The organism is Kitasatospora sp. RG8 (assembly GCF_017813315.1).
Lineage (GTDB): Bacteria > Actinomycetota > Actinomycetes > Streptomycetales > Streptomycetaceae > Kitasatospora.
Window position 1 is genome coordinate 12,627 of record NZ_JAGIYX010000005.1, and the last position, 24,342, is coordinate 36,968.

Sequence of the window (24,342 nt, forward strand, 5' to 3'; positions counted from 1 at the left end):
CCCGCGTTCAGGCCCGCTTGAGGGCGGGGGTGTCGGCCGGCGCGTCCCAAAGCTCCAGCAGCTCGGCGTCGGCCCTGGTCAGGGTGAGCGAGAAGCCCGCCATGTCCAGGCTGGTGACGTAGTTGCCGACCAGGCTGCGGGCCACCGTGATGCCGCGCTCGGCCAGCCGGGCGGCGACCTCGCCGAAGACGATGTACAGCTCCAGCAGCGGAGTGGCGCCGAGACCGTTCACCAGGGCGATCACCTCGTCGCCCGCGGTCAGGTGGTGGTCGGCGAGGATCGTCTCCACCACCTCGGCGGCCAGCTCGCGGGCCGGGCGGAGCTTCTCCCGGCGGCGGCCGGGCTCGCCGTGGATGCCGACACCGACCTCGATCTCGTCCTCCGGCAGGTCGAAGCCGGGCTTGCCCGCCGCGGGGACGGTCGCGGCGGTCAGCGCGATCGCGAAGGAGCGGGAGGCGGCGTTCACCCGCTCGCCCAGGGCGGCCACCTCGTCCAGGGTGGCGCCGCGCTCGGCCAGCGCACCCGCGGCCTTCTCCACCAGCACGGTCGCGCCGGTGCCGCGGCGCCCGGCCGTCCAGGTCGAGTCCTCGACCGCGACGTCGTCGTCGACCAGCACCGTGCGGACCTCGATGCCCTCCTCGGCGGCCAGTTCGGCGGCCAGCTCGAAGTTCATCACGTCGCCCGTGTAGTTCTTCACCACGAGGACCACGCCCGCGCCGGAGTCCACGGCCTTCGCCGCGGCCAGCACCTGGTCCGGCACCGGGGAGGTGAAGACCTCGCCGGGACAGGCGGCGTCCAGCATGCCCCGGCCGACGAAGCCGCCGTGCAGCGGCTCGTGTCCGGACCCGCCGCCGGAGACCAGCGCGACCTTCGGCGCGGCCGGCCGGACGGCACGGGTGATCACCCGGTTCGCGAGGTCCACCGTCAACTCCGGGTGGGCGGCGGCGACTCCGGCCAGCGCGTCCTCCAGGACGCTCTCCGGGGTGTTGATCAGCTTCTTCACGGTGCTTCGCTCCCTCGGCAGACGATGCTGACCCGACGCTACGCCGGACGGGGGTCGGCGGCACGGGTTGCGACACGCGGCAGCCGGTCCCCGGAGCCGGCGGCGGGCCGCTCGTGCGCAGCGGCGGGCGGCCGTAGGGTCGGCGGTATGAGCGACTACGTGGGCATCGTCCTGGTCTCGCACAGTGCGCGGTTGGCCGCCGGGCTGAAGGAGTTGCTGGGGGAACTCGCCTCCGACGCGGTGCGGGTGGTGGTGGCCGCCGGGACGGAGGAGGGCGGGCTCGGCACCAGCTACGACCTGATCGCCCGGGCCGTCGCGGAGGCGGACGGCGGGGCCGGTGTGGTGGTGCTGCCGGACCTCGGCAGCTCGGTGCTGACCGCCGTCACGGTGCTGGAGGACGAGCCACGGCCCGGGGTGGTGCTGGTGGACGCGCCCTTCGTGGAGGGCGCGGTCTCCGCGGCGGTGACCGCCTCCGCCGGGGCGGCGCTGGCCGAGGTGGTGGCGGCGGCCGAGGAGGCGCGCGCGTTCCGCAAGCTCTGAGTTCCGCAAGCTCTGAGTTCCGCGAGCTCTGAGGGGCCGGGCTCCGGGGCCCTGCCACCGGCTCCTGGCGAGGCGAGGCGAGGCGGGGCGCGGGCGGCGGCAAGGCCCGGGCGCGGGCCGCTACTTGGCGTCGGCGTAGCAGTCGACCACGGCGGTGCTGAGCGGGAACCGGACCGGGGTGTCCCCGAAGACCAGCCGGCGGGCCTCGTCGGCGGATGCGTCGACGGCGGCGGCCACCTCGTCGGCCAGGTTGGCGGGGGTGTGCACCACCACCTCGTCGTGCTGGAAGAAGACCAGGTGCGGCCGGTCGGCCGGATCGGCCACCGGCAGGGCGGCCAGTCGGCGGCGCAGCGCCGCGAGCAGGGCGAGCGCCCAGTCGGCGGCGCTGGCCTGGATCACGAAGTTGCGGGTGAAGCGGCCCCGGGCGCGGGCCGAGCGGCCGCCGGCGTCCCCGGCGGACTCCGGGGCCTCGGTGAGGTCGAGCCAGTCCGCGGACGGCGGCGGGCAGGCCCGGCCGAGCCGGGAGGTGACCACGCCGCCGTCCTCGCCGGTGCGTGCGGCGGCCTCCACGTAGCCCATGGCGGCGGGGTAGCGGCGGCGCAGGGTGGCGAGCAGCGGGCCGATGTCGCCGCTGGTCTGCCCGTACATGGCGCCGAGCAGGCCGAGCTTGGCCTTCTCGCGGTCCCCCTGGAAGGCGGAGGCGGCGAGCGCCTCGTAGAGGTCGCCGCCGGCGGCGGTGCGGGCGAGGCCGGCGTCCTGGGAGAGGGCGGCGAGGACGCGCGGCTCCAGCTGGGCGGCGTCGGCGACGACCAGCAGCCAGCCCGGGTCGGCGACCACGGCGCGGCGCAGGATCCGCGGGATCTGCAGGGCGCCGCCGCCCCGGCTGGCCCAGCGGCCGGAGACCACGCCGCCGACCACGTACTCGGGGCGGAACCTGCCGCCGCGGGCCCAGGCGTCCTGCCACGCCCAGCCGTGCGCGGCGTGGATCCGGGAGAGCTCCTTGTAGCGGATCATCAGCTTCGCGGCCGGGTGGTCGACGGCCTTCAGCTCCCAGGAGCGGGTGGAGCCGAGCTGGATGCCCCGCTCCGCGAAGGCGCGCAGCACCTGGCTGTGCGAGTCGGGGTTGAACGGGCGCCCGCCGAGGGCCTGTTGGAGCTCGGCGGCCAGCTCGGCGAGCAGCCGGGGGCGGCTGCCGGGGATGGCCGGGCGGGGGCCGAGCAGCTCGGTGAGCAGCCGGTCGTGGATGTCGGCGCGCCAGGGCAGCCCGTCGTACGCCATCTCGGCGGCCACCAGCGCGCCGGCCGACTCGGCGGCGGCCAGCAGCCGGAACCGGGACCGCGCGCCGGGGTCGGTGATCGCGCCCAGCCGCCGCTGCTGCTCGGCGTGGACGGCGACGACGGCGGCCAGCGGATCGGCGCCGGGCGGCAGTTGCAGCCGGTCGGGGGCGAACAGGGTGTCCTGCCCGTCGTCGGACTCGGCGGAGCCGGGCTCCGGCAGGTCGGCCGGGACGGGCAGACCGCGGAGCCGGGCCCAGGCGGCGCCGAGCGAGCGCGGGGCGCCGAACCGGCCCTCGTGGGCCAGCAGCAGGGCCTCGACCAGGCGCAGGTCGTGGCAGCGGGCGAGCCGGTCGGGCAGCCGGGGGAGCAGCGGGGCGTAGGCGCTGTCGGCGGCGGCCCAGACCCAGCGCACGGCACCCGCCCGCTCGGCGTCGGCGACGGCGGCGGCCAGGTCGGCGGTGGCGGCGGGCGGGCCCAGCGGTTCGCCGGCCTCGTCGAGGGGCTGGAGCCGGCCACCGGGGCCGTGCGGGTCGGGGACGAGGGCGATCCGGGGTGCCACGGGGGCTCCTCCTCTCGGGCGGACGGGTAGGGACCGTCTGGACGGGTGCTCGGGGGGTGGGGGCCGTCGTGACGGTCCCCGGGACCTCGACGGTAGCCGGTGGGTACGACAATGCGCCCCGGGCGCGCGTACCGGCCGGTGCGCCGCGGTCCGCGCGGTGCGCCGGGGACCGGGCCGGGGGCCGTAGGCAGCGCCGGTGACACCGCGTAGGGTCGGAAAAATGAGCGAGAACCCCTTCTTCGAGCCCAGCACCCTGGTCTACGAACTGCCGCCCTTCGCCGCGATCCGGGAAGAGCACTACCTGCCCGCGTTCGAGCGCGGGATGGCCGATCAGCTGGCCGAGATCGCCGCGATCACGGCCGACCCGGCCGAGCCGACCTTCGACAACACGCTGGTCCCGCTGGAGCGGTCGGGGGCGCTGCTGCGACGGGTCCGGGCCGTCTTCGACAACCAGGCCTCCGCGGACACCACGCCGCTGGTGGACCAGGTGGACGCCGAGACCAGCCCGAAGCTGGCGGCGCACACCGACGCGATCCTCCTGGACGCCGCGCTGTTCGCCCGGATCGACGCGCTGCACGGTCGGCGGGCCGCACTGGGGCTGGACGCCGAGTCGCTGCGGCTGCTGGAGCGGTGGCACACCGCCTTCGTCCGGGCCGGCGCCCGGCTGGGCGCCGGCGAGCAGCAGCGGCTGCGCGAGCTGAACGCCGAACTCGCCACCGCCTCGTCGGAGTTCCGGCTGAACGTGACGGCCGACTCGAAGGCCCGCGCGCTGGTGCTGGACTCCGCCGAGGAGCTGGCCGGGCTCTCGCCGGACGCGATCGCCGCCGCCGCCGAGAACGGCCGGGCGCTCGGGCACGACGGCAAGTACGTGCTCAGCCTGAAGAGCTTCTCCAACCAGACCGAGCTGGCCTTCCTCACCGACCGGTCGGTGCGCGAGCGCCTCCTGAGGGCCTCGCTGGGCCGCGCGGCCGGCACCAACGGCCCGCTGGCGATCCGGATGGCCGCGCTGCGCGCCGAGCGGGCCGCGCTGCTCGGCTACGACACGCACGCCGCGTACGTGGTGGCGGACGAGACGGCGGGCAGCGTCGGGGCGGTGGACGGGCTGCTGGCCCGGCTGGTGCCGCCGGCGGTGGCCAACGCCCGCCGCGAGGCCGCGGAGCTGGCCAAGCTGGCCGCCGCCGACGGGATCGAGGAGATCGCCGCGCACGACTGGGCGTACTACTCGGAGCAGGTGCGGCAGGCCTCGTACCAGGTGGACGCGGCGGCGCTGCGCCCGTACTTCGAGCTGGAGCGGGTGCTGCGGGACGGCGTCTTCTTCGCCGCCAACCTGGCGTACGGGGTGACCTTCACCGAGCGGCCGGACCTCGTGGCGTACCACCCGGACGTGCGGGTCTTCGAGGTGTTCGAGGAGGACGGCGGCTCGCTGGGCCTCTTCCTCGGGGACTTCCACGCCCGGGCGTCCAAGCGCGGCGGGGCGTGGATGGACGAGCTGGTCACCCAGTCGGGGTTGCTGGGGAAGCGGCCGGTGGTGTTCAACAACCTGAACATCGCCAAGCCGGCGGCCGGCGAGCCGGTGCTGCTCTCGTGGGACGAGGTCCGCACGCTGTTCCACGAGTTCGGGCACGCGCTGCACGGGCTCTTCTCGGACGTCCGGTACCCGTACTTCGCCGGCACGGCGGTGCCGCGCGACTTCGTCGAGTTCCCCTCGCAGGTCAACGAGATGTGGATGGTCCGGCCGGAGGTGCTGGCCAACTACGCCCGGCACCACGTGACGGGCGAGCCGCTGCCGGACGGGCTGGTCGGGCGGATGGCCGCCGCGGAGGGCTTCGGGCAGGGCTTCCGCACCGTCGAGTACCTGGCGGCGACCCTGCTGGACTGGGCCTGGCACACCGTCCCGGCGGGCCAGGAGATCGCGGACGCCGAGGAGTTCGAGGCCGCGGCGCTGGCCAAGGCCGGTGTCGCGGTGGCGGCGATCCCGCCGCGCTACCGGACGGCGTACTTCTCGCACGTCTTCTCCAGCGGCTACAGCGCGGGCTACTACGCGTACATCTGGTCGGAGGTGCTGGACGCCGAGACGGTGGAGTGGTTCGGGACGAACGGCCGGACCGTGCGGGAGAGCGGCGAGGTGTTCCGCCGCGAGCTGCTCTCGCGCGGAGACGGCCGGGACGCGCTGGACTCCTTCCGGGCGGTGGTGGGGCGTGACCCGCAGACCGGCCCGCTGCTGGCGCGCCGCGGCCTGGCGTAGCGCCCCGCGGGGTGGCCCGCCCGCGGGCGGGCCACCCCGGGGAGTCAGCGCGGGACCAGCGTGACGGTGACCGGGGTGCCCGGGCGGGTGTGCGGGAGGCGGATCCGGGCGGTGCCGGCCCGGTCGCCGGCCGGCTGGTCGACGTCGACCCGGGCGCCGGCCGGGGTGACGGCGATCCGCACACCGGCCGGGAACGCGGCGGCGGGCAGGGCGAGTTCGGTGCTGCGGCCGGTGCCGTCGGCGGTCCAGCGGACGGTGTGGCCGGACGGCGTCGCGGTGGTGGTCGCGTCCGTCCCCGCGACCGCCGTCGGGTAGGGGCCGAAGACGGGTTCGTCGCCGGGGGCGGGGCGTCCGGCCGAATCGAGCGCGCAGTAGCCGCCGTTGCCCCGGCACCAGTACCACATGGTCCAGCCGGCGGCGAAGCCGTCCATGGCCGCGACCTGCCGGCGGACCAGCCGGGTGTTGCCCGGCCTGCGGGAGTCGGGCGGCCCCCATTCGCCGACCAGGACCGGCAGCCGGTGGGCGGCCGGGTAGGCGGTGATCGCGGCGGTGTAGTTCTCGACGAAGCCGCCGTTCTCGTCCCAGTCGGCGCCGGACTCGACCGCGGTGTCGTAGAAGTGCGGCGCGTAGCCGAGCCGGGGGCCGCCGGGGCGCGGGTCGGCGAAGCCGGGCAGCCGGGTGGGCACGCCCTGGCCGACCAGGACGGTCGGTTCGACGAAGAGCCAGGCACGGGTGTCGGCCGCGCGCACGGCCCGGATCAGCCGGTCGTACATGTCGGCGAGCCGGCCCTGTTCGAGGGCGGCGGAGGCGGCGGCCAGCACCGCCGGGTCGGTCGGGTCGCCGTCCACCGGGCCGAACGGCTCGTTGAACAGGTCGTAGCCCAGCAGGGAGCGGTGGCCCCGCAGTTCGCGGGCCAGCCGGGTGTAGAAGTCGGCCTGCCAGGTGCGCAGGTCGGGGTCGTCGTAGAGGTGGCGGAAGGCGGCCTGGACGGCGGGCTGGAAGTAGCCGGCGAACCAGTCGTCCGGGTCCGGGGTGAACGGCAGGCCGTCGTCGCGGGTGGCCCAGACGGGGATGCCGCGGTCGCCGCCGCCGAACTTCGGTCCGTAGACGTCCTGGTGGAAGTCGACCAGGGCCAGCACGCCGTACCGGTCGGCCCAGCCGAGCAGCCGTTGCAGCCGGGCCAGCTCGGCCCGGTCGAGGCGGCCGCGTTCGGGCTCCAGCCTGGTCCAGGAGACGGCCACCCGGATCAGCGCGAAGCCCTGCTCCGCGAGGGACCTGACGTCCTGCTCGGTGGCCTCGGCGTACTTGTCGAGGTTGAATCCGCGCAGCTGGAGCCGACGGCCGGTGGCGTCGGTGAGGCTGGTGCGGCCGTCCGGGGCGGTGGCCGTCCCGGTGGGGAACTCCGCCCGGTGCGGCGCCGGTTGCGCGGCCGCCGGGGTGGCGGCGAGCGGCGTGGCGAGGGCGGTGGTGGCGGCGAGCAGGAGGGCAACGGCGGTGCGGCGCAGGCGCATCGGGACCTCGCAGGATCTCGCGGGCCGAAGCTCGCGGGCTGGGGGGTGGGGCCCGATGATGCCCGGATCGTCGTGTACCGCACAAGGGTCCGGTCCGGGTTCGGCGGCTCGGGGGCGGCGGGATCAGGCCGGCGGCGGCTCGGCGGCGGGGACGGGCAGGACGGCGGTGGGCAGGTCGGCGGCGGCCGCGAGGCGGCCCCAGAGCAGGTCGGCGAGCGCCTGGACCATCCGGGTGCGCGAGCACGGTCTGGTCTCCAGCCACCAGTCGCCGGCCGCCAGCACCATGCCGGTGATGCCCCGGCCCCAGGCCTCGGCGAGGAGTTCGCGGTCGGCGCCGAGGTCGACCTGGCTCTCGACGGCGCGGGTGATCTCCTCGGCGATCCGCCGCAGCGCCGGGGCGAGCGCGTGGCCGGCGCCGCTCGGGTCGCCGGGTTCGGGGTGGGTGAGCAGGCGGTAGACCTGCGGGCGGGCCTCGATCCCGGCCAGGTAGGTGTCCAGCACGTGCTCGACCCGGTCGCGGCGCTCCAGCGGCTCGCTGAGCGCGGCCCGGACGGCGGCCAGCAGACCGCTGGTGTGACGCTCGGTCAGTGCCCCGATCAGGCCGTTCCGGTCGCCGAAGTGGCGGTACAGGATCGGCTTGGTGATCCCGGCCTCGGCGGCGATGGCGTTCATGCTGGCGGCCGGGCCGTCCCGCTGGATCACCCGGTCGGCGGCGTTGAGCAGCTGCTCGCGGCGGGGCTCTGAAGACATGCGCTGCTCCTCGGTCGGGCCGTTGACATCAGTTACCAATCAGTAGCAGACTCCCTCGATGTTACCGGGGGTAACACTCGGCGTGGCCTCGCCGGCAGCCGCCGGCGCGGGCCGCCTCCCGGCGGCCGGCCCTTCATCGGAGGTATGCATCATGAGCACGTTCTCGCTGGACCCGGGCGCGGACCAGCTCGCCGTACGCGACTGGCTGCACGGCTTCGCCGCCGACGTCATGCGCCCCGCCGCGGCCGAGTGGGACGAACGCGAGGAGACCCCCTGGCCGGTCATCCAGGAGGCCGCCAAACTCGGCATCTACTCCCTGGACTTCTACGCCCAGCAGTACTTCGACCCCTCCGGCGTCGGCATCCCGATCGCCATGGAGGAGCTGTTCTGGGGCGACGCCGGCATCGGCCTCTCCATCGTCGGCACCACGCTGGCCGCGGTCGCGGTGCTCGCCAACGGCACCGACGAGCAGATCGGCACCTGGGCGCCGCAGATGTTCGGCACCCCGGACGACGTCAAGGTGGCCGCGTTCTGCTCCTCCGAGCCGGACGCCGGCTCCGACGTCTCCGCGCTGCGCACCCGGGCCGTCTACGACGAGGCCGCCGACGAGTGGGTGCTGAACGGCACCAAGACCTGGGCCACCAACGGCGGGATCGCCGCCGTCCACGTGGTGGTCGCCACCGTCGACCCGGCGCTCGGCGCGCGTGGACAGGCCTCCTTCGTGGTGCCGCCGGGCACGGCCGGGTTGAGCCAGGGCCAGAAGTTCAAGAAGCACGGCATCCGCGCCTCGCACACCGCCGAGGTGGTGCTGGACTCCGTCCGGGTGCCCGGCCACTGCCTGCTCGGCGGCAAGGAGAAGCTGGACGAGCGGCTGGCCCGGGCCCGCGAGGGCACCCGGAGCGGAAAGGGCAGGAACGCGGCGATGGCCACCTTCGAGGCCTCCCGCCCGGCCGTCGGGGCGCAGGCGATCGGCATTGCCCGGGCCGCGTACGAGGTGGCGCTGGACTACGCGAAGACGCGGGTGCAGTTCGGCCGGCCGATCATCGACAACCAGGGCGTGGCCTTCCAGCTGGCCGACATGAAGACCCGGATCGACGCGGCCCGGCTGCTGGTCTGGCGGGCGTCCTGGATGGCGGCCAACAACCAGCCGTTCACCGCGGCCGAGGGTTCGATGTCCAAGCTCTACGCGGGTGAGACGGCCAAGTGGGTCACCGCGCAGGCGATGCAGATCCTCGGCGGCAACGGGTTCACCCGGGAGTACCCGGTGGAGCGGATGCACCGGGACAGCGCGATCTACTCGATCTTCGAGGGCACCAGCGAGATCCAGCGGCTGGTGATCGCCCGCGCGATCTCCGGGATGCCGATCCGCTGACCGGGCGGCCAGCCCGGCCCGCGGGTGGCCTGTCCGCTCATCGGGTGCTCCGCCCGCTCATCGGGTGGCCCGCCCGCCCCGCCGATCGGGGCGGGCGCCGATCAGCGGGCCGCCCAGAAGGTGAGCCCGGCCGTGAGGGCGCCCACCACCGCGCCGACGACCGTCTGCGCGGTGGTGTGGTCCCGCAGCACCACCCGGGACCAGCCGATCACGGCGACCGGCGGGGCCGCCAGCAGCCACCACGGGCCGAGTGCGACCGCCAGGCAGACCACCGCGCCGCTCGCCACGGCGGTGTGGACGGAGACCTTCCACCAGACGGTGATCACCAGGATCGGCACCAGCGAGACGAACATCGCCAGCACCACCGCGGTCAGGTCGGCCGGGGCGTCCAGCCCGAGCATCACCGCGAAGCAGGTCAGCACCGACCCCATGATGAGGGGGAGCACCGTGAGCCGCCGCTGCCGGTGGCCGACGTGCCGGTCCTCCAGCGTGCCCCTGCGGACGCCGCGCCGGATGAACAGCGTCGGGATCACGGCGGCGAACAGCGCGGCGAACAGCGCCCAGCCGAGCCCGTGCCAGCCGTAGCGCAGGACGCCGAGCAGCGGCAGCATCGCGATGATCACGTTCTTCGGCTCGACGCCGTCGGTGATCCGGCGGGCCCAGAGCGTCGTGTTCGTCGGGGCGGTGTTTGTCGGGGCGGTGTTTGTCGGGGCGGTGTTTGTCGGGGCGGTGTTCGTCGGCGTGGTGTTCGTGGGCGCGGTGTTCGTCGGCGTGGTCATCTCGGTGGGTGCTCCCGGGGGATCGGCTGTCCGTTCGATCGGATGATCGTCATGGTCCGGCGCGGGGTCAGAACCGGGGCGCCCGGCCCTCCAGGAAGGCGGCGAGCCCCTCGCGCACGTCCGGGGCCTCCCGGGAACGGCGCTCCCAGGGCCGCAGCGCCTCGGCAGCCTGCTCCGGCGGGACGGCCAGCGCCGCCTTGACCGCTCCGATCGTCTGCGGCGAGCGCCGGGTCAGCAGCCGGGCGAACTCCAGGGCGTCGGCGTCCAGTCCGGCGCCCGGCCCGACCCGGTCGGCCAGGCCGATCGCCGAGTTGCGCAGGCCGGTCAGCAGCTCGCCGGAGAACAGCATCAACTTGGCCCGGGACGGCCCCACCAGTCGGGCGAGCCGCAGGGTGGGCACGGCCGGGTAGACCACGCCGAGCTTGGCCGGGGTGATGCCCATCCGGGCGTCGTCGGCGACCCACCGCAGGTCGCAGGCGACGGCCAGCTGGCAGCCGCCGCCGACGCAGGCGCCGTGCACCACCGCGATCGTCGGGTGCGGGAAGTGCGCCAGCGCCTCCTCGGCGGCGACGTTGTCGGCGTGGTAGGCGTCGGCGCGGTCGGGGTCGGTGTAGATCTCGGACAGCTCGTCGATGTCCGCTCCCGCGCTGAACGTGCCTCCCGCGCCGGTGACCAGCAGGGCGCGCACACCCGGCTGTTCGGCGATCCGGAACAGCAGCTTGGGCAGGGCCTGCCACATCGCCAGGGTGATGGCGTTGCGCCGGTGCGGCCGGTTGAACTCCAGTACCGCGACGCCGTCCTCGCCGACGTGGGCGCGGAGGCCGTCGACGTGGGCGGGCAGCGGGGAGCGGTCCCGCGTGAGCAGCTGCTGGTCCATGTGCACCTCCGGAGATCGTGGTGCGGACACTCTCTCAGGCGGGTCGGGACGTCGGGACGTCGGGACGGGGCGGGAGGTCGGGGCGGGCCGGGGACGTCGGGGCGGGCCGGGGCCGGTCCTCAGGTGGTGCGGGTGCCGTAGTCGCCGAGGCCGTGCTCGACCAGGTCGAAGGCGCGCCGGGCGTTGTCGACGGCCTCCGGCAGCACGTCGGCGGCCCGCTCGCCGGCCAGCATCCGGCGCTGGTTCTCGGTGGTCAGCGTCACCCGGACACCGAGCAGTTGGGCGGCGGCTGCCCGGGCGAGGACCCGGTCGCCCTCCGGGTCCCCGGCGAGCAGCTCGGCGGCCAGCAGCTCGTTCGCCGTGTGGCTGAACGTGGTGGTCGCGCGCAGGGCCAGCGCGGGGGTGCGGTGGATCAGCTGCACCACGTCGATGGTGAACCGGTCGTCGTTGAGGCCGGTGGCCGGGTCGAACCCGGCCAGCGCGGCCAGGAAGTGGTCGCGCAGCGCGGCCACCACCGAGGTGCCGGGGGCGCGGTCGCGGACCACCCGGGCGGGCTCGTCGACGTGCTGCTCCATCGGCGCCATGACCAGGTCTTCCTTGGACGGGAAGTAGTTGAAGACGGTCATCTTCGAGACCTCGGCGGCGGCGGCGATCTCGGCGACCGACACCTCGTCGAAGCTCCGCTCGGCGAACAGGGCGATGGCACTGCGCCAGATCCGGATGGCGGTCTGGCGCTTCTTGCGCTCACGCAGGCTCAGCCCGTCGGGGGTGGCGGTCCCAGTGCTCTTCACCATGCCATGACTGTACCAGGATCAAACATGTACCCGGACTAGAGATGGTCCTGGGCTAAAGATGTACCTGATCCGAAGATGGGTCCGGATGAAGAATTGACCGAGTCAAAAATGACTGCCATGGTGGAGCCGTGCCGCCGCGCCGGGCTCCACCGGTGCGGCCCGGCTCCCGTTCGATCGCCCGAATTCCGTTACCCCCGGGGGGACTTCCGATGGCCGCCACCGCGCCGGCAGCAGCTCTGATGACGGAGCCGCAGCGCAAGCTGGGCATGCTCCTCTGCCTGATCACGATCATCCTGGCCGTGCTCGACATGAACATCGTGTCGGCGGCCACCGTGCCGATCGTCCGGGACCTCGACCCCGTCCACGGCGTCGACCGGCTGCCCTGGCTGGTGAGCGCGTTCGCCCTGGCCGCCACCGCGCTGCTGCCGCTCTACGGCAAGCTCTGCGACCTCCACGGCGCCAAGCGGGTGCTGCTCGCGGCCGTCGGCACCTTCCTGTTGGGCTCGGCGCTCTGCGGGGCCGCGCAGTCGATGGAGCAGCTGATCGCCTTCCGGGCCGTCCAGGGCATCGGGGGCGGCGGGCTGATGAGCGTGACGATGGTGGTGATGGCCCAGCTCAAGGACCCCGAGGAGGGGAAGAAGGGCGGCGGGGGCGGTGCGGGCGGCATCGTCGGCGGCGCCGGCATGGCCCTCGGGCCGCTGATCGGCGCGCTGCTGGCCGACCACCTCGACTGGCGCTGGATCTTCTACGTCAACCTGCCGCTCGGCCTGCTCGTCCTGGTCGGCGCGGCCGTCCTGCTCAAGCTCCCCCAGGGGGCCGGCAGCCGCGGCCTGGACTTCCTCGGCGCCACGCTCGCCGCCGCGTTCGCCACCGCACTGCTGCTGCTGACCGAGTGGGGCGGCGAGGACTACGCCTGGACCTCCCCGCAGATCCTCGCGCTGGCCGCCGCGGCCCTGGCCGCGCTGGTCCTGTTCGTCTGGCGTCAGGCCACCGCCGCCGAGCCGGTACTGCCGCTCTCGCTCTTCCGCGTCCCGGAGATCCGGATCGGCTTCGCGGTGCAGGGTCTGGTCGGCATGGGCCTGATGGGCGCGATCATGTACGTGATGCTCTACCTCCAGGTCGCCCGCGGCGTCGCCGCGACCTCGGCCAGCCTCTACCTGATCCCGATGGCGATCGGCATGACGGTCATCGGCATCGTGGTCAACCGGCTGACCGTGCGCGGCGTCCAGACCCGGACGCTGCTGGCCGCCGGCGGGGCCTGCGCCACCGTCGCCCTGCTGCTGCTCGGGCTGAGCGGCCCCGCCACCTCGCTCTGGCTGGTGCGGGCCGAGCTGGTGCTGCTCGGGGTCGGCCTGGGCCAGCTGATCGGCCAGCTCATCAGCGTCGTCCAGGACGCCGCCCCGGCCCACCAGTTGGGTGTCGCCACCACCGGCATCCGGTTCTTCCAGACGCTCGGCAGTGCGCTGGGCGCGGCACTCTTCGGCACGGTGCTGGCCCGGGTCTTCGAGGCCGACGAGCCCGGCACGCCGCTCGGCGCGGTGGGCCGGATGACCGGAGCGGCCCGGGAGCACGCGGTGCAGAGCTTCGTCGGCGCGGTGGACGTGGTCTTCCTCTCGGCGGCCGGGGTGATGGCACTGGTCCTGCTGCTCGCCCTGCGGCTGCCCCGGCGTCCGGCGGAGGAGCCGGTGGCGGAGCAGCGGGTGCTGGCCGCCTGAGCCCGGCCGGCGGGGGGTCGGCCGGTGGGGGCCGGTCGGGGCGGTCCGGTGGGGCGGTCCGGCGCAGGGCCCGGTGGACTTCGGTCCGCCGGGCCCTGTCGCGTTCGCCCCGCGGGGCGGGGCGCGCTGGACGGTCCGCGCGGGGAGCGATGCGCGCGACGCGGTGCTGGGCGGCGGGTGGTGCGGCCGGTGCCCGGTTGGTGCCGCGTCAGGAGGCGGGCTTCCACTCGTGGGCGAGGATTGACCAGACCTCCTTGTCGAGCCGGCTGCCGTTGTGCGGGTAGTGCTCCCGCATCGTGCCGTCCAGCTTCATGCCCACCCGCTGGGCGAGAGCCCGGCTGCGGAGGTTGTTCGGGCTGGTGTACCACTCGATCCGGTGCATGCCCCGGGTGTTGAAGGCGTAGTCGATCAGGATGCGGACGGCGGCGGCGACCAGGCCGCGGCCCTCGCCGGCGGGCTCGGTCCAGACCCCGATCTCGCAGTTGCCCGCGGCGACGTCGAACTGCGGGAACATCACGCCGCCGACGAGGGTGTCGTCGGCCCAGATGCCGAAGATCCGGCCGGTGTCGGCGGCCTGCCGGTCGGCGTAGCGCTGGAGCGTGGCGCGGGCGGAGTCGAGGTCGGTGGAGTAGCCGGCCCAGCCGATCCACGGGTCGGTGTGGGCGCGGGCCCGGTCGATGTGGGCGAGGAACTCGGTGGCCTGCCACGGTTCCAGGGGGCGCAGCTCGGCGTTGTCGGCGAGCGGGAGGGTGAACATGGGCAGGCCTTTCGAGGAGCGGTGCGGGACGGTCCGTACATACATAACAAACGTTTGGTATGTACGATAGCCCTTATGACGCCAGCCCGCGGAGACCACGACGCCCGACGCCTGGAAGTCTCCGAGGCGGTCTGGCGGGTGCTCTCCTCGCGCGGTTTCGAGGGGCTGACGCTGCGCGCGGTGGCCGCCGAGATGGGCGCCTCGACCGGGCTGCTGACGCACTACTTCCCCAACAAGCGGGCCCTGGTGGCCTACGCGCTCGACGAGCTGGACCGGCGCTCCCTGGAACGCCCGCGCCGCACCGCCCCGGCCGACGGCAGCGAGCCGCCGCCGGCCGGCCTGCCCCGGCTGCGGGCGGCGCTGCTCGACGTCCTGCCGCTGGACGGGCCGGCCACGGCGGGCAACCGGATCTGGGTCGGCTCCTGGGACGTCGCGCTGGCCGATCCGGAGCTGGCCTCCGCGCACGCCGCACGGTACGCCCGGGCGCGGGACTTCCTGACCGGGCACGTCGCGGCCGCGCAGCGGCTCGGCGAACTGCCCGCCGGGGTGGACGCGGCGCGGCTCGCGGCGGGGGCGCAGGCCTTCGTGCTGGGGCTGGTGGTGCAGGCCCTCTTCGCCCCCGCGGAGTTCCCGCCCGCGCGGCAGACGGAGCTGCTGGACGCCTACCTGGCGGGGATGGCCTCCCCCGGGGCGTAGCGTCCCGGGGGCGCGGAGTCCTGGCCGTACTCGGTCACGCCGGATTGGCCCGCGGTATCCGTTCGAGCCCGACCCGTCGCCGTGGTGCGGCCGCCCGGTGCCGGTGTTTCCCGTGGGGCCGTTTCCGGCGCCGGGGCGATACGCATTGTCACGGGTTATGTGCGGTCGGTGTGCGTGCTTTTCCCGGTGGCCGGCTCGGCATATGCCCCACCGGGGTGGTGGCCTGCGGGAATTCGGGTGGGGTGCCCCCAGCAGGATTCGAACCTGCGACCTACCGCTTAGAAGGCGGGTGCTCTATCCGCTGAGCTATGGGGGCGGGACGGGCGGCGCCCTGGCGGGCGTGACCGTTGCCGGGATCGGGCGACGGGCGCGTGCGGCGCCCGCTGTCCGGCCCCGTACCTGAGGGTGGGGGTGGGGGTTGGCGGATCCTTGCCCTGTCGGGGACAGGATAAGGGTGCCCAGTTCCTCGGCCGGGTGTAACAACACCGTCGCGGGTGTGTCGGCTTCGGTGGAGCGGTCCGATAATCGCAGGTGAAGGCCGTGCGTGCAGCGGTCTGACAGCCTTCGGCGCCGGACGTTGTGCAGTCGTTACGGGGCTGCCGCCCCACCCGTTATGGATTCGGCACGGAGAAAGCGCCGCCGTCACGGCGGGTGGGGGACCGTATTCGGGTTCGTTCGGTCGGATGACGTGGGCGGACGGGCGGCGGGGCCACCCTTGGGGGTGTCCCGGCGGGGCGGGAAGCGGGTCGTTTGTTGTCATGACCTCGCAGAAGAGGGGCCGAAAGTAGGACCTGAAGGCCGAAATTCACCCCTGTGAGTGACACCGGTTTTCCACAGGGCCGAGTTGTCCACAGGATTTCCGATCGCGCTGGCACGGATTTCCCGGGAAGCGCACTCTCAACTCGCGCCGGTCGATTCCGTACGGTGCATCGGAGAGAACGGAGCGTGTTCCGTGAACGGGACTCAGGTGACGGTGATCGGCAATGTCGCGACCGAGGTGAGCTATGCCCGGACGCCCGCCGGGGTGCCGGTGGCGAACTTCCGGCTGGCGTCGACGGAGCGGCGGTACGACCGGCAGAAGGAGGGGTGGGTGGACGGCGAGACGCAGTGGGTGACGGTGACGGCGTGGCGGGCGCTGGCGGGTCATCTGATCGACTCGCTGACGAAGGGGGATCCCGTGGTGGTGAGCGGCCGGCTGCGGGTGCGGGAGTGGATGGACGGGGAGGCCAGGCGCAGCAGGGTCGAGATCGAAGCCCGATCGATCGGACACGATCTCAGCCGCGGTACCACGGCCTTCACATGGGCGGCGGGGGGTCGGGGCGAGCCGTCCGGCGACGGCGGGGGAGTGGCGTTCGACGAGGCGGTGCCCGGGTGGATCGCGGACGCACTGCAGGCTTGGAAGGCCTCGGCGTTGACGCCCTCCGGGCCCTCGCCGGCGACGGTGCCGGCGGCCGTGGGGGCCTCGTCGGCGGCGGGGGTGCAGGTGGACGGCGTGCGGATCGGAGGTGACGGACAGGAGTCCTCGGGCTGACCGGAGGCGCATCTCAACTGTCGACAAATATGTTGATCGAGACGGTTGTTGTGCCCGCCCGCGCAATCCCTGATCGGTTAACCGAAAGAACCAAACTTTCTGGCAGATCGTCAGCTTGTGTGGATAGTGGGGGGGTTGATAACGATCCAGATACGGAATCGTCCTGATTTCGCATGGGGGTTTGCGCGCCCCCCGGGCTCAATAGGATTCGTCTGGTTCACACAAGTGCAGCGGCGCCACAGGGGGCGCGGCAATGCAAGGCGGGCAGCCCATCGGCATGGCCCGGCCCGGAGGGATCCCAGATGTTCCAGAGGCAGAGGCAGAGTCTCCCCCGTATAACCACTGTCATGCTCACGACCAGCTTGGCGCTGGGTGGAGGCCTGTTCGCGGCCGGTGCGGCGGTCGCCGCCGACGCACCCGGTGCGGGTGTCTCGGCCGTGCTCCAGCCCAAGATGGTGAGCGAAGAGGTCATCGTCGACGGACAGGGTGTCCAGGGTGGCCTGTTCACCCTGAAGACCGAGAACGGCGAGATCCAGACGTACTGCATCGACTTCGGTCACCCGGTGAACACCAACGCCGGCGTCAAGTACCAGGAGTCGGACTGGAAGTCGAGCTCGCTCGGCGGCAAGGACAAGGCCCCGGCCGCGGCCAAGATCCGTTGGATCCTGGAGAACTCCTACCCGCAGGTGACCGACCTCGTGAAGCTGGCCAAGGACGCCGGCGTCCAGGGCGAGCTCACCAAGGAGGACGCCGCCGCCGGTACCCAGGCCGCGATCTGGAAGTTCTCGGACAACAAGAACGCCGTCCCGACCGACCCGCAGGCCAAGCAGCTGCGCGACTACCTGGTCAGCGACAAGAACAAGGGCATCGCCGCCGAGCCCAAGCCGTCGCTGAGCCTCACCCCGGACGCGGTGACGGGCAAGCCCGGCAACAAGCTCGGCCCGTTCACCGTCAACTCCAGCGCCTCCGAGGTGAAGCTGTCGGTCGCCGGTGACGCCGCGGACAAGGTGAAGCTGGTCGACAAGGACGGCAAGCCGGTCACCGGCCTGACCGGCCCGGTCGCCAAGGACACCCAGCTGTTCCTGGACGTGCCGGCCGGCACCCCGGACGGCGCGGCCACCGTGACCGCCAACGCCGACACCGTCGTGCCCAGCGGCCGCGTCTTCCTCAGCAAGGGCTACACCGCCGCCGAGCACAGCCAGACCATGATCCTGGCGGGCTCCACCAAGCTCAGCGTCAAGGACGCCGCGAAGGCCACCTGGAAGCAGGGCAAGGGCGCGCTCGTGGAGAGCGCCGCCCAGGTCGAGTGCGACGCCAACGGCGTCCGCGTCTCCGTCGCCAACACCGGTGACGAGGCCGCCAACGTCACGGTGACGCCGGGCAAGTCGGTCACCGTCCAGCCGGGCAAGGTCGAGAGCGTCGTCGTCCCGGTCGCCGAGGACGCCGCCTACGACATCACCGTCACCGGCCCGAACGGCTTCACCAAGCAGTTCAAGGGCGTTCTGGACTGCAAGGTCGCCACCGGGACCACGCCGACCGGCACCCCGTCGGCCGGCCCGACCACCGCGGCCCCGACCACCCCGGCCCCGACCGGAACCCCGTCGGCCGGTGCCACCACCACCGCCGCCAAGCCGGCTCCGGTCGCCACCAGCCCGGCCCCCGGCACCACCGGTGGTCTGGCCCAGACCGGTGGTAACGACGCGACCCCGATCATCGCCGCCGTCGCCGGCGGTCTGGTCGTGGCCGGTGGCGCCGCGGTCTTCGTCCTGCGCCGTCGCGGCCGCCACGGCGGCAGCGCCGCCTGAGGCAGCGCCGCACCAGGGGCCTGAGGCATTGAGGCCCTGAAGCACCCCGGCCCGGCTCCCCGCACCAGTTGCGGGGGGCCGGGCCGGACCGCGTTCCGGGGGCGTGAGCGGGACACGGCGGGGTGCGGGGCGGCGCGCACGGGGGCACACGGGCGGACGCGGGGCGGAGCGGACCGGCGGGATACCCCGGTGGGGCACGGCAGGCGGTTCGGGGCTCGGGGCCGGGTGCGGCACAATGGAAGGCTGAAAGCCGAATTACTCCCGACGACGCCGGAGCGATCTCACGTGGCGGAATACATCTACACGATGCGCAAGGTGCGCAAGGCGCACGGAGACAAGGTCATCCTTGACGACGTGACGCTCAGCTTCCTCCCCGGGGCGAAGATCGGCGTTGTCGGCCCCAACGGCGCCGGCAAGTCCACGGTGCTGAAGATGATGGCCGGCCTGGAGCAGCCCTCCAACGGCGACGCCTTCCTCTCGCCCGGGTACACCGTCGGCATGCTGCTCCAGGAGCCGCCGCTGGACGAGACCAAGACGGTCCTGGAGAACGTCGAGGACGGCGTCAAGGAGATCAAGGCGAAGCTCAACCGCTTCAACGAGATCGCCGAGCTGATGGCCACCGACTACTCGGACGCGCTGCTCGACGAGATGGGCAAGCTCCAGGAGGACCTGGACCACGCCAACGCCTGGGACCTCGACGCCCAGCTGGAGCAGGCCATGGACGCGCTGGGCTGCCCGCCCGGCGACTGGGCCGTCACCAAGCTCTCCGGTGGCGAGAAGCGCCGCGTCGCGCTCTGCAAGCTGCTGCTGGAGGCCCCCGACCTGCTGCTGCTCGACGAGCCCACCAACCACCTGGACGCCGAGTCGGTGAACTGGCTGGAGCAGCACCTGGCCAAGTACGCCGGCACCGTCGTCGCCGTCACCCACGACCGGTACTTCCTGGACAACGTGGCCGGCTGGATCCTGGAGCTCGACCGCGGCCGCGCGATCGGCTACGAGGGCAACTACTCCACCTACCTGGAGAGCAAGCAGTCGCGCCTCAAGGTCGAGGGCCAGAAGGACGCCAAGCGCGCCAAGCGGCTCAAGGAGGAGCTGGAGTGGGTCCGCTCCAACGCCAAGGGCCGCCAGGCGAAGTCCAAGGCCCGTCTGGCCCGCTACGAGGAGATGGCGGCCGAGGCCGACAAGATGCGGAAGCTGGACTTCGAGGAGATCCAGATCCCGCCGGGCCCGCGTCTGGGCAGCGTCGTCATCGAGGTGGAGAACCTCAACAAGGCCTTCGGCGAGAAGGTCCTGATCGACGACCTGAGCTTCACCCTGCCGCGCAACGGCATCGTCGGCATCATCGGCCCGAACGGCGCCGGCAAGACCACGCTGTTCAAGATGCTCCAGGACCTGGAGACCCCGGACTCCGGCAAGGTCAAGGTCGGCGAGACGGTCAAGATCAGCTACGTCGACCAGACCCGCTCCAACATCGACCCGAAGAAGACGCTCTGGGAGGTCGTCTCCGACGGCCTGGACTGGATCAACGTCGGCCAGGTCGAGATGCCGTCCCGCGCCTACGTCTCGGCGTTCGGCTTCAAGGGCCCGGACCAGCAGAAGCCGGCCGGCGTGCTCTCCGGTGGTGAGCGCAACCGCCTCAACCTGGCGCTCACCCTCAAGCAGGGCGGCAACCTGCTGCTCCTCGACGAGCCCACCAACGACCTCGACGTCGAGACCCTCTCCTCACTGGAGAACGCGCTGCTGGAGTTCCCCGGCTGCGCCGTGGTCATCTCCCACGACCGCTGGTTCCTGGACCGGGTGGCCACCCACATCCTCGCCTACGAGGGCGAGAGCAAGTGGTTCTGGTTCGAGGGCAACTTCGAGTCGTACGAGAAGAACAAGATCGAGCGACTGGGCGCCGACGCCGCCCGTCCGCACCGGGCCACCTACAAGAAGCTGACCCGAGGCTGACACCCAGCCGTCACAACGGCCCGGCAGACTGCCCCCCGGGGGCGGCCTGCCGGGCCGCGGCCCACCGCCACCTCCGTGCGGCGGGTCACCGGACGTCGAGGAGAACACCCGTGGCACGCCACATCTACGCCTGTCCGCTGCGCTGGTCCGACATGGACGCGTTCGGGCACGTCAACAACGTCGTCTTCCTGCGCTACCTGGAGGAGGCCCGGATCGACTTCATGTTCACCCAGGCCGCCGCGGCCGGTGCCGGGGAGTTCGCGGGCGGTTCGGTGGTGGCGCGCCACGAGATCGACTACAAGCGGCCGCTGGTGCACCGGCCCGAGCCGGTCACCATCGAGACCTGGGTGACCAAGATCGGCGGCGCCTCGCTCACGGTGGCGTACGAGATCAAGGACACCGCCGAGGACGGCACCGAGACGGTCTACGTCCGGGCGTCCACCGTGGTCGTCCCCTACGACCTCGCCGAGGGCCGGCCGCGCCGGATCAGCCCGGTGGAGCGGGAGTTCCTCGGCCGCTTCACGGACGGCGGCGGCACGGACGACCGCAGCAAGGGCGACCGGAGCAAGGGTGACCGCAGCCTGGACGCGGAGCCGGTCGGCGCGGCGGCCTGAGCCACGGCCCGTCCCGGCGGCCCGACCGGCCGGCCCGGGCGCACGACCACCCACCGACACACACGGATTAGAGCTGACTCGCGTTGACCGGTACCGCCCCCCTCGCCCTCGCCGACGCCGGGGAGGCCGCCGACCTGGCCGCGTTCCTGGTCCGGCTGCTCCGCTTCGACAAGGCGGCGGCGGTGCGGTTGCAGGCGGTGCCCGCGGCGGACGGCCCGGGCGTGCTGGCGGTCTTCGGGCGGCTGCCGCTGGGCGGTTCGGGCGCCCTGGCGATCCGCACCGCGCGGCTGACCGCGCTCGCCGAGCCGGTCGACCGCACCGTCTCGGCCGGCCGGCTGCTGGACGGCGTGGACGACGAGGCGGACACCGCCGTCCTGCCCGAATCCGTGACCGGCCCGGCCTGGGCCGGCCTGCTGCCGCCGCGCACCGGCTGGCGGCTGCTCGGCGAGCCGCCGGCCGACCGGGTCTATCCCGAACTGATGGCCGCCGTGCGGGAGTTCCGCGAGCGCAGCGAGGCCGTCCCGGCGCACCACCGGACCAGGGCGGTGCTGGACGCGCTGGCCGACGAGATCTGGTCCCGGCCGGTGACCGTGCTGCCCGAGCTGCCGCTGCGCGCCGCGCACGCGGCCCATGTGATCGGCTTCCTGAAGCCGGACGCGCCGCTGACCGTGCACCGGGCCGGCGGCTGGCTGCGGTTGAGCGCCCCGGCCGGCTCGGTGGCCGTCCGGACGGCGGCCGCGCCCGGTGCGGGGCTGGGGCTCAGCCCGCTGAGGTGAGTCAGCCCTCGGTGTTGACCATCGAGGCGGCGGCGTAGGTGAGGTAGTCCCAGAGCTGCTGCGCGGCGTCGGCCGGCAGCGCCAGCTCGTCCACCGCCACCCGCATGTTCCTCAGCCAGGCGTCGTGCGCCGCGCGGTCCACCTTGAACGGGACGTGCCGCATCCGCAACCGAGGGTGACCGCGGTGCTCGCTGTAGGTGCGCGGGCCGCCCCAGTACTGCATCAGGAAGAGCGCGAGGCGCTCCTCGGCGGGGCCGAGGTCCTCCTCGGGGTACATCGGCCGCAGCAACTCGTCCTCGGCGACGCCCTGGTAGAACCGGTGCACCAGCCGTCGGAAGGTCGGCTCCCCGCCGACCTGGTCGAAGAAGGTCTCCTCGCTGAGCGTGCCACGCCGGATCTCTGTCACCCGACCATGGTCGCAGACGGCGCCGAGGTCGTACACCGGGACCTGGGGACCAGGACTCCCGGCGTACGACCCCTTGCACGGGCCCGAGGCCTTCGTCAGGCCGTGCTGCGGAACTGCTAGGCGTCCTCCCAGCTGAAGAAACGCCAGGCGATCGCGGTGACGACCGCGGCGAACACCAGCAGCCCGCCCATGGCCGGCAGGGCGTCCATCACGCCGCCGCCCCGGGAGAGCACCGACTGCGCGGCGGTGACCAGGTGCTTGAGCGGCAGCGCGTTGGAGATCATCTTCAGCCAGGACGGCATGTCGTCGGTCGGGAAGAACGAGCCGGACAGGAACGACATCGGCAGCACGATGATCTGCGAGATGCCGTTGGCCGCCTCCTCGGTCTTGGCGAGCGCCCCGGCCAGCAGGCCGATCGACATGAAGGCGATGGTCGCGCAGACCACGAGCGGGACGATCAGCCACCAGTTGCCGCTCAGCTTGAGCCCGAAGAACGGCATGGTGGCGATCGACAGGAAGATGGCGGTCTGGGCCAGCGCCGTCAGCACCGAGACGGCGATCCGGGAGCCCACGATCGCCCCGGGGCTCACCGGGGCCAACCGCAGCCGCCGCAGCACCTTCTTCTGCCGCCAGGACACCAGGGTCAGCGAGGCGCTGAACACCGCGCCGGTCGCCACCGCCCAGCCCAGCAGGCCGGGGGTGAGGAACTGGATCGGCTTCAGCGACTCGTCCTCGACCCGGACGGAGTCCAGCACGAAGGCCGGCGGCTTGCCGGAGGCGGCCTGGTTGGCCTGCTGGACCACCGAGTTGACGATGCCCTGGACGGTGCCGGCCCGGACCTGGTCGGCGGCGCTGAAGCGCAGCACGATCCTGCCGTCCGGACCCTGCTTGATCAGCGCGTCCAGGTCGCCCTTGCGGACCTTCTCCAGCGCGGCGGCCTCGTCGTCGTTCCTGCTGATGGAGAGGACCTTCTCCAGCTCGGCCCGGCCGTCGCCCTGCACCGCGTCCAGCAGCTGGACGGCGCCGACCTGCACCACCTTGGCGTGCGCGGTGCCGCCGCTCTTGAGCAGGGTGCCGAACAGCATGAGGAACATCAGCGGGAAGAGGAGCACGAAGAAGACGGCGGCCTTGTCCCGGAAGAAGGCGACCAGCATCACCCGGGAGAGGCTGACGAAGGCGCTCACCCGCTCGCGTTCCGGCGGCCCGGCGGGCGCAGCGGTCGTGGCGGGCTTGCGCTGGGCCGGGACGGCGGAGGTCCGGGTGCCGTCGGCCGGGGTGTCCCCGGTCCGGGCGCCGTCGGGCTGCGTGCCGTCGGGCTGCTCGCCGTCCGTACGGGCGTGTTCGGCGGTCATGCGCGGTACTCCCGTCCGGTGAGCTGGAGGAAGACGTCCTCCAGGGTGGCGCCGCGCACTTCGAGGCCGCGCAGGGCGTTCTGCTCGGCCAGCACGGAGAGCACCGGACCGGGGAGGCCGGTGGAGACGGCGAGCGAGACGCCGTCGTCCTCCACGGCCTCGACCTCGGCGCCGACGGCGGCGAGGAGTTCGCGGGCACGCTCGGCGGCCAGCTGGCCGGACTCGACGCTGATCCGCACGGTGTCGTCGATCTCGCGGACCAGCGCGGCCGGGGCGCCGGTGCGCAGGATCCGCCCGTGGTCCATCACCGAGACGCGGTCGCAGAGCACCTCGGCCTCGTCCAGGTAGTGGGTGGTCAGGACGACCGTGCGGCCCTCGGCGTTGATGGTCCGCAGGAGGTCCCAGAGGTTGCGGCGGGCCTGCGGGTCGAGGCCGGTGGTGGGCTCGTCCAGGAAGACCAGCTCCGGTTCGTGGACCAGGGCGCAGGCGATCGAAAGGCGCTGGGCCTGGCCGCCGGACATCTTGTCGGTCATCACGCCGGCCGACTCGGTCAGGCCGACCCGTTCCAGCATCGCGTCGGCCCGCTTGGGACCGACGCCGTAGAAGGAGCCGAAGGTGCGGATCGTCTCGCGCGCCGTCAGCTTGTTGAAGAAGGCGGAGGCCTGGAACTGCACGCCGATCCTCGGCAGCAGTTTCGGGTTGCGCGGCCAGGGCGCCAGCCCCAGCAGCTCGACCCGGCCCTCGTCGGGCTTGCGGATTCCCTCCAGGATCTCCAGTGTGGTGGTCTTCCCGGCGCCGTTGGGCCCCAGGATGCCGTAGAACTCGCCGGCCTCGACGGTGAGTGAGACCCCGTCGACGGCTTGCACATCCCCGTACCGCTGACGGATCCCGTCAGCGGATATAGCTGCAGTCATGGGCCCTGAGACTACGGGTACCGGACGGGCTTGTGGAGTGATCTGAGCACGATTTGAAGGTCCCTCAGGGCGTACGGAGCCGGGCCGGGCCGAACGGGGATGTCACCCGTGCGGCCCGG

The 24,342-nt window shown here is 73.2% G+C and carries 22 protein-coding genes and 1 tRNA gene; 11 read left to right on the forward strand and 12 right to left on the reverse strand.

Going from position 1 to position 24,342, the window contains the following annotated elements; all coding sequences use genetic code 11:
* Positions 1–7 precede the first annotated feature (7 nt).
* Complete coding sequence (dhaK, locus tag J5Y04_RS09935) at positions 8–1,003, reverse strand: dihydroxyacetone kinase subunit DhaK (RefSeq protein WP_209411580.1); 996 nt, start codon at positions 1,001–1,003, stop codon at positions 8–10.
* Between the two features lie 147 nt (positions 1,004–1,150).
* On the opposite strand from dhaK, the gene dhaM reads away from it, so the two are divergent.
* A complete protein-coding gene (dhaM, locus tag J5Y04_RS09940) occupies positions 1,151–1,543 on the forward strand; it encodes a dihydroxyacetone kinase phosphoryl donor subunit DhaM (RefSeq protein ID WP_209411581.1) in 393 nt (130 codons plus the stop codon).
* 120 nt (positions 1,544–1,663) lie between these two features.
* Here dhaM and J5Y04_RS09945 read toward each other — a convergent pair whose 3' ends face one another.
* Positions 1,664–3,379: a bifunctional 3'-5' exonuclease/DNA polymerase gene (locus J5Y04_RS09945; protein ID WP_209411583.1), complete on the reverse strand. Its 1,716-nt coding sequence runs from the start codon at positions 3,377–3,379 to the stop codon at positions 1,664–1,666.
* Positions 3,380–3,599: 220 nt separating this feature from the next.
* Here J5Y04_RS09945 and J5Y04_RS09950 point away from each other — a divergent pair, with 220 nt between their 5' ends.
* Positions 3,600–5,624, forward strand: a complete 2,025-nt coding sequence (locus tag J5Y04_RS09950; protein ID WP_209411585.1) for a M3 family metallopeptidase — start codon at positions 3,600–3,602, stop codon at positions 5,622–5,624.
* Between the two features lie 44 nt (positions 5,625–5,668).
* Here the strand turns inward: J5Y04_RS09950 and J5Y04_RS09955 are convergent, their stop codons facing one another.
* Positions 5,669–7,135, reverse strand: coding sequence for a glycoside hydrolase family 5 protein (locus tag J5Y04_RS09955; RefSeq protein ID WP_209411587.1), 1,467 nt, complete (start codon positions 7,133–7,135; stop codon positions 5,669–5,671).
* 123 nt (positions 7,136–7,258) lie between these two features.
* Positions 7,259–7,885, reverse strand: a complete 627-nt coding sequence (locus tag J5Y04_RS09960) for a TetR family transcriptional regulator (RefSeq protein ID WP_209411589.1) — start codon at positions 7,883–7,885, stop codon at positions 7,259–7,261.
* Positions 7,886–8,036: 151 nt separating this feature from the next.
* On the opposite strand from J5Y04_RS09960, the gene J5Y04_RS09965 reads away from it, so the two are divergent.
* Positions 8,037–9,257 (forward strand): acyl-CoA dehydrogenase family protein, encoded by a 1,221-nt coding sequence (locus tag J5Y04_RS09965; RefSeq protein ID WP_209411591.1) that lies wholly within the window; start codon positions 8,037–8,039, stop codon positions 9,255–9,257.
* A gap of 101 nt (positions 9,258–9,358) precedes the next feature.
* Here J5Y04_RS09965 and J5Y04_RS09970 read toward each other — a convergent pair whose 3' ends face one another.
* The gene (locus J5Y04_RS09970; RefSeq protein WP_307853031.1) at positions 9,359–9,880 is read right to left on the reverse strand and encodes a hypothetical protein; all 522 of its coding nucleotides are present in this window, start codon (positions 9,878–9,880) and stop codon (positions 9,359–9,361) included.
* Between J5Y04_RS09970 and J5Y04_RS09975 the strand changes: the two genes are divergently transcribed.
* Positions 9,873–10,082, forward strand: a complete 210-nt coding sequence (locus J5Y04_RS09975; RefSeq protein ID WP_209411593.1) for a pentapeptide repeat-containing protein — start codon at positions 9,873–9,875, stop codon at positions 10,080–10,082. The two genes, J5Y04_RS09970 and J5Y04_RS09975, sit on opposite strands and share 8 nt — an antisense overlap.
* A gap of 21 nt (positions 10,083–10,103) precedes the next feature.
* Here the strand turns inward: J5Y04_RS09975 and J5Y04_RS09980 are convergent, their stop codons facing one another.
* Together J5Y04_RS09980 and J5Y04_RS09985 are read right to left on the reverse strand one after the other, a co-directional pair.
* Positions 10,104–10,913 (reverse strand): enoyl-CoA hydratase/isomerase family protein, encoded by an 810-nt coding sequence (locus J5Y04_RS09980; RefSeq protein ID WP_209411595.1) that lies wholly within the window; start codon positions 10,911–10,913, stop codon positions 10,104–10,106.
* Positions 10,914–11,032: 119 nt separating this feature from the next.
* Positions 11,033–11,707 (reverse strand): TetR/AcrR family transcriptional regulator, encoded by a 675-nt coding sequence (locus J5Y04_RS09985; protein WP_209411597.1) that lies wholly within the window; start codon positions 11,705–11,707, stop codon positions 11,033–11,035.
* Positions 11,708–11,946: 239 nt separating this feature from the next.
* Between J5Y04_RS09985 and J5Y04_RS09990 the strand changes: the two genes are divergently transcribed.
* Complete coding sequence (locus J5Y04_RS09990) at positions 11,947–13,422, forward strand: MFS transporter (RefSeq protein WP_209411599.1); 1,476 nt, start codon at positions 11,947–11,949, stop codon at positions 13,420–13,422.
* Positions 13,423–13,630: 208 nt separating this feature from the next.
* Here J5Y04_RS09990 and J5Y04_RS09995 read toward each other — a convergent pair whose 3' ends face one another.
* Positions 13,631–14,179 carry a GNAT family N-acetyltransferase gene (locus tag J5Y04_RS09995; protein WP_209411601.1) on the reverse strand — a complete coding sequence of 183 codons (549 nt, stop codon included), beginning with the start codon at positions 14,177–14,179 and terminating at the stop codon, positions 13,631–13,633.
* 75 nt (positions 14,180–14,254) lie between these two features.
* Between J5Y04_RS09995 and J5Y04_RS10000 the strand changes: the two genes are divergently transcribed.
* Entirely contained in the window at positions 14,255–14,875 is a 621-nt protein-coding gene (locus tag J5Y04_RS10000; protein WP_209411603.1) for a TetR/AcrR family transcriptional regulator, read from the forward strand.
* 243 nt (positions 14,876–15,118) lie between these two features.
* Here the strand turns inward: J5Y04_RS10000 and J5Y04_RS10005 are convergent.
* Positions 15,119–15,191: transfer RNA gene (locus J5Y04_RS10005), tRNA-Arg, on the reverse strand.
* Between the two features lie 636 nt (positions 15,192–15,827).
* On the opposite strand from J5Y04_RS10005, the gene J5Y04_RS10010 reads away from it, so the two are divergent.
* The 5 genes from J5Y04_RS10010 to J5Y04_RS10030 all read left to right on the forward strand — a co-directional run bounded on the left by J5Y04_RS10010 (position 15,828) and on the right by J5Y04_RS10030 (position 21,551).
* Complete coding sequence (locus J5Y04_RS10010) at positions 15,828–16,406, forward strand: single-stranded DNA-binding protein (protein WP_209411605.1); 579 nt, start codon at positions 15,828–15,830, stop codon at positions 16,404–16,406.
* Between the two features lie 347 nt (positions 16,407–16,753).
* Complete coding sequence (locus J5Y04_RS10015) at positions 16,754–18,211, forward strand: Cys-Gln thioester bond-forming surface protein (protein WP_209411607.1); 1,458 nt, start codon at positions 16,754–16,756, stop codon at positions 18,209–18,211.
* A 285-nt stretch (positions 18,212–18,496) separates the two neighbouring features.
* Positions 18,497–20,161 (forward strand): energy-dependent translational throttle protein EttA, encoded by a 1,665-nt coding sequence (gene ettA, locus J5Y04_RS10020; RefSeq protein ID WP_209411609.1) that lies wholly within the window; start codon positions 18,497–18,499, stop codon positions 20,159–20,161.
* A 110-nt stretch (positions 20,162–20,271) separates the two neighbouring features.
* Positions 20,272–20,775 (forward strand): thioesterase family protein, encoded by a 504-nt coding sequence (locus J5Y04_RS10025; protein WP_307853032.1) that lies wholly within the window; start codon positions 20,272–20,274, stop codon positions 20,773–20,775.
* Between the two features lie 83 nt (positions 20,776–20,858).
* On the forward strand, positions 20,859–21,551 hold the full coding sequence (locus J5Y04_RS10030; RefSeq protein WP_209411610.1) for a hypothetical protein: 693 nt from the start codon (positions 20,859–20,861) through the stop codon (positions 21,549–21,551).
* Position 21,552: 1 nt separating this feature from the next.
* Here J5Y04_RS10030 and J5Y04_RS10035 read toward each other — a convergent pair whose 3' ends face one another.
* From J5Y04_RS10035 to J5Y04_RS10045, 3 genes are all read right to left on the reverse strand, one after another.
* Positions 21,553–21,957 (reverse strand): globin, encoded by a 405-nt coding sequence (locus tag J5Y04_RS10035; RefSeq protein WP_209411611.1) that lies wholly within the window; start codon positions 21,955–21,957, stop codon positions 21,553–21,555.
* Positions 21,958–22,073: 116 nt separating this feature from the next.
* Positions 22,074–23,309, reverse strand: a complete 1,236-nt coding sequence (locus J5Y04_RS10040) for an ABC transporter permease (RefSeq protein WP_245204577.1) — start codon at positions 23,307–23,309, stop codon at positions 22,074–22,076.
* Positions 23,306–24,223 carry an ABC transporter ATP-binding protein gene (locus J5Y04_RS10045; RefSeq protein ID WP_209411612.1) on the reverse strand — a complete coding sequence of 306 codons (918 nt, stop codon included), beginning with the start codon at positions 24,221–24,223 and terminating at the stop codon, positions 23,306–23,308. Before J5Y04_RS10045 ends, J5Y04_RS10040 begins: the two co-directional genes overlap by 4 nt.
* Between the last annotated feature and the right edge of the window lie 119 nt (positions 24,224–24,342).

Excerpts from the sequence above, each read along its gene's own strand:
- J5Y04_RS09955 (WP_209411587.1), bottom strand. The coding sequence starts at position 7,135 with ATGCGCCTGCGCCGCACCGCCGTTGCCCTCCTGCTCGCCGCCACCACC.
- J5Y04_RS10040 (WP_245204577.1), bottom strand. The coding sequence starts at position 23,309 with ATGACCGCCGAACACGCCCGTACGGACGGCGAGCAGCCCGACGGCACG.
- J5Y04_RS10015 (WP_209411607.1), top strand. The coding sequence starts at position 16,754 with ATGCTCACGACCAGCTTGGCGCTGGGTGGAGGCCTGTTCGCGGCCGGT.
- J5Y04_RS09975 (WP_209411593.1), top strand. The coding sequence starts at position 9,873 with ATGATCACGTTCTTCGGCTCGACGCCGTCGGTGATCCGGCGGGCCCAG.
- J5Y04_RS10045 (WP_209411612.1), bottom strand. The coding sequence starts at position 24,223 with ATGACTGCAGCTATATCCGCTGACGGGATCCGTCAGCGGTACGGGGAT.
- J5Y04_RS09990 (WP_209411599.1), top strand. The coding sequence starts at position 11,947 with ATGACGGAGCCGCAGCGCAAGCTGGGCATGCTCCTCTGCCTGATCACG.
- J5Y04_RS09980 (WP_209411595.1), bottom strand. The coding sequence starts at position 10,913 with ATGGACCAGCAGCTGCTCACGCGGGACCGCTCCCCGCTGCCCGCCCAC.
- J5Y04_RS09995 (WP_209411601.1), bottom strand. The coding sequence starts at position 14,179 with ATGTTCACCCTCCCGCTCGCCGACAACGCCGAGCTGCGCCCCCTGGAA.
- J5Y04_RS10000 (WP_209411603.1), top strand. The coding sequence starts at position 14,255 with ATGACGCCAGCCCGCGGAGACCACGACGCCCGACGCCTGGAAGTCTCC.
- J5Y04_RS09985 (WP_209411597.1), bottom strand. The coding sequence starts at position 11,707 with ATGGTGAAGAGCACTGGGACCGCCACCCCCGACGGGCTGAGCCTGCGT.
- J5Y04_RS09960 (WP_209411589.1), bottom strand. The coding sequence starts at position 7,885 with ATGTCTTCAGAGCCCCGCCGCGAGCAGCTGCTCAACGCCGCCGACCGG.
- J5Y04_RS09950 (WP_209411585.1), top strand. The coding sequence starts at position 3,600 with ATGAGCGAGAACCCCTTCTTCGAGCCCAGCACCCTGGTCTACGAACTG.
- dhaM (WP_209411581.1), top strand. The coding sequence starts at position 1,151 with ATGAGCGACTACGTGGGCATCGTCCTGGTCTCGCACAGTGCGCGGTTG.
- J5Y04_RS09965 (WP_209411591.1), top strand. The coding sequence starts at position 8,037 with ATGAGCACGTTCTCGCTGGACCCGGGCGCGGACCAGCTCGCCGTACGC.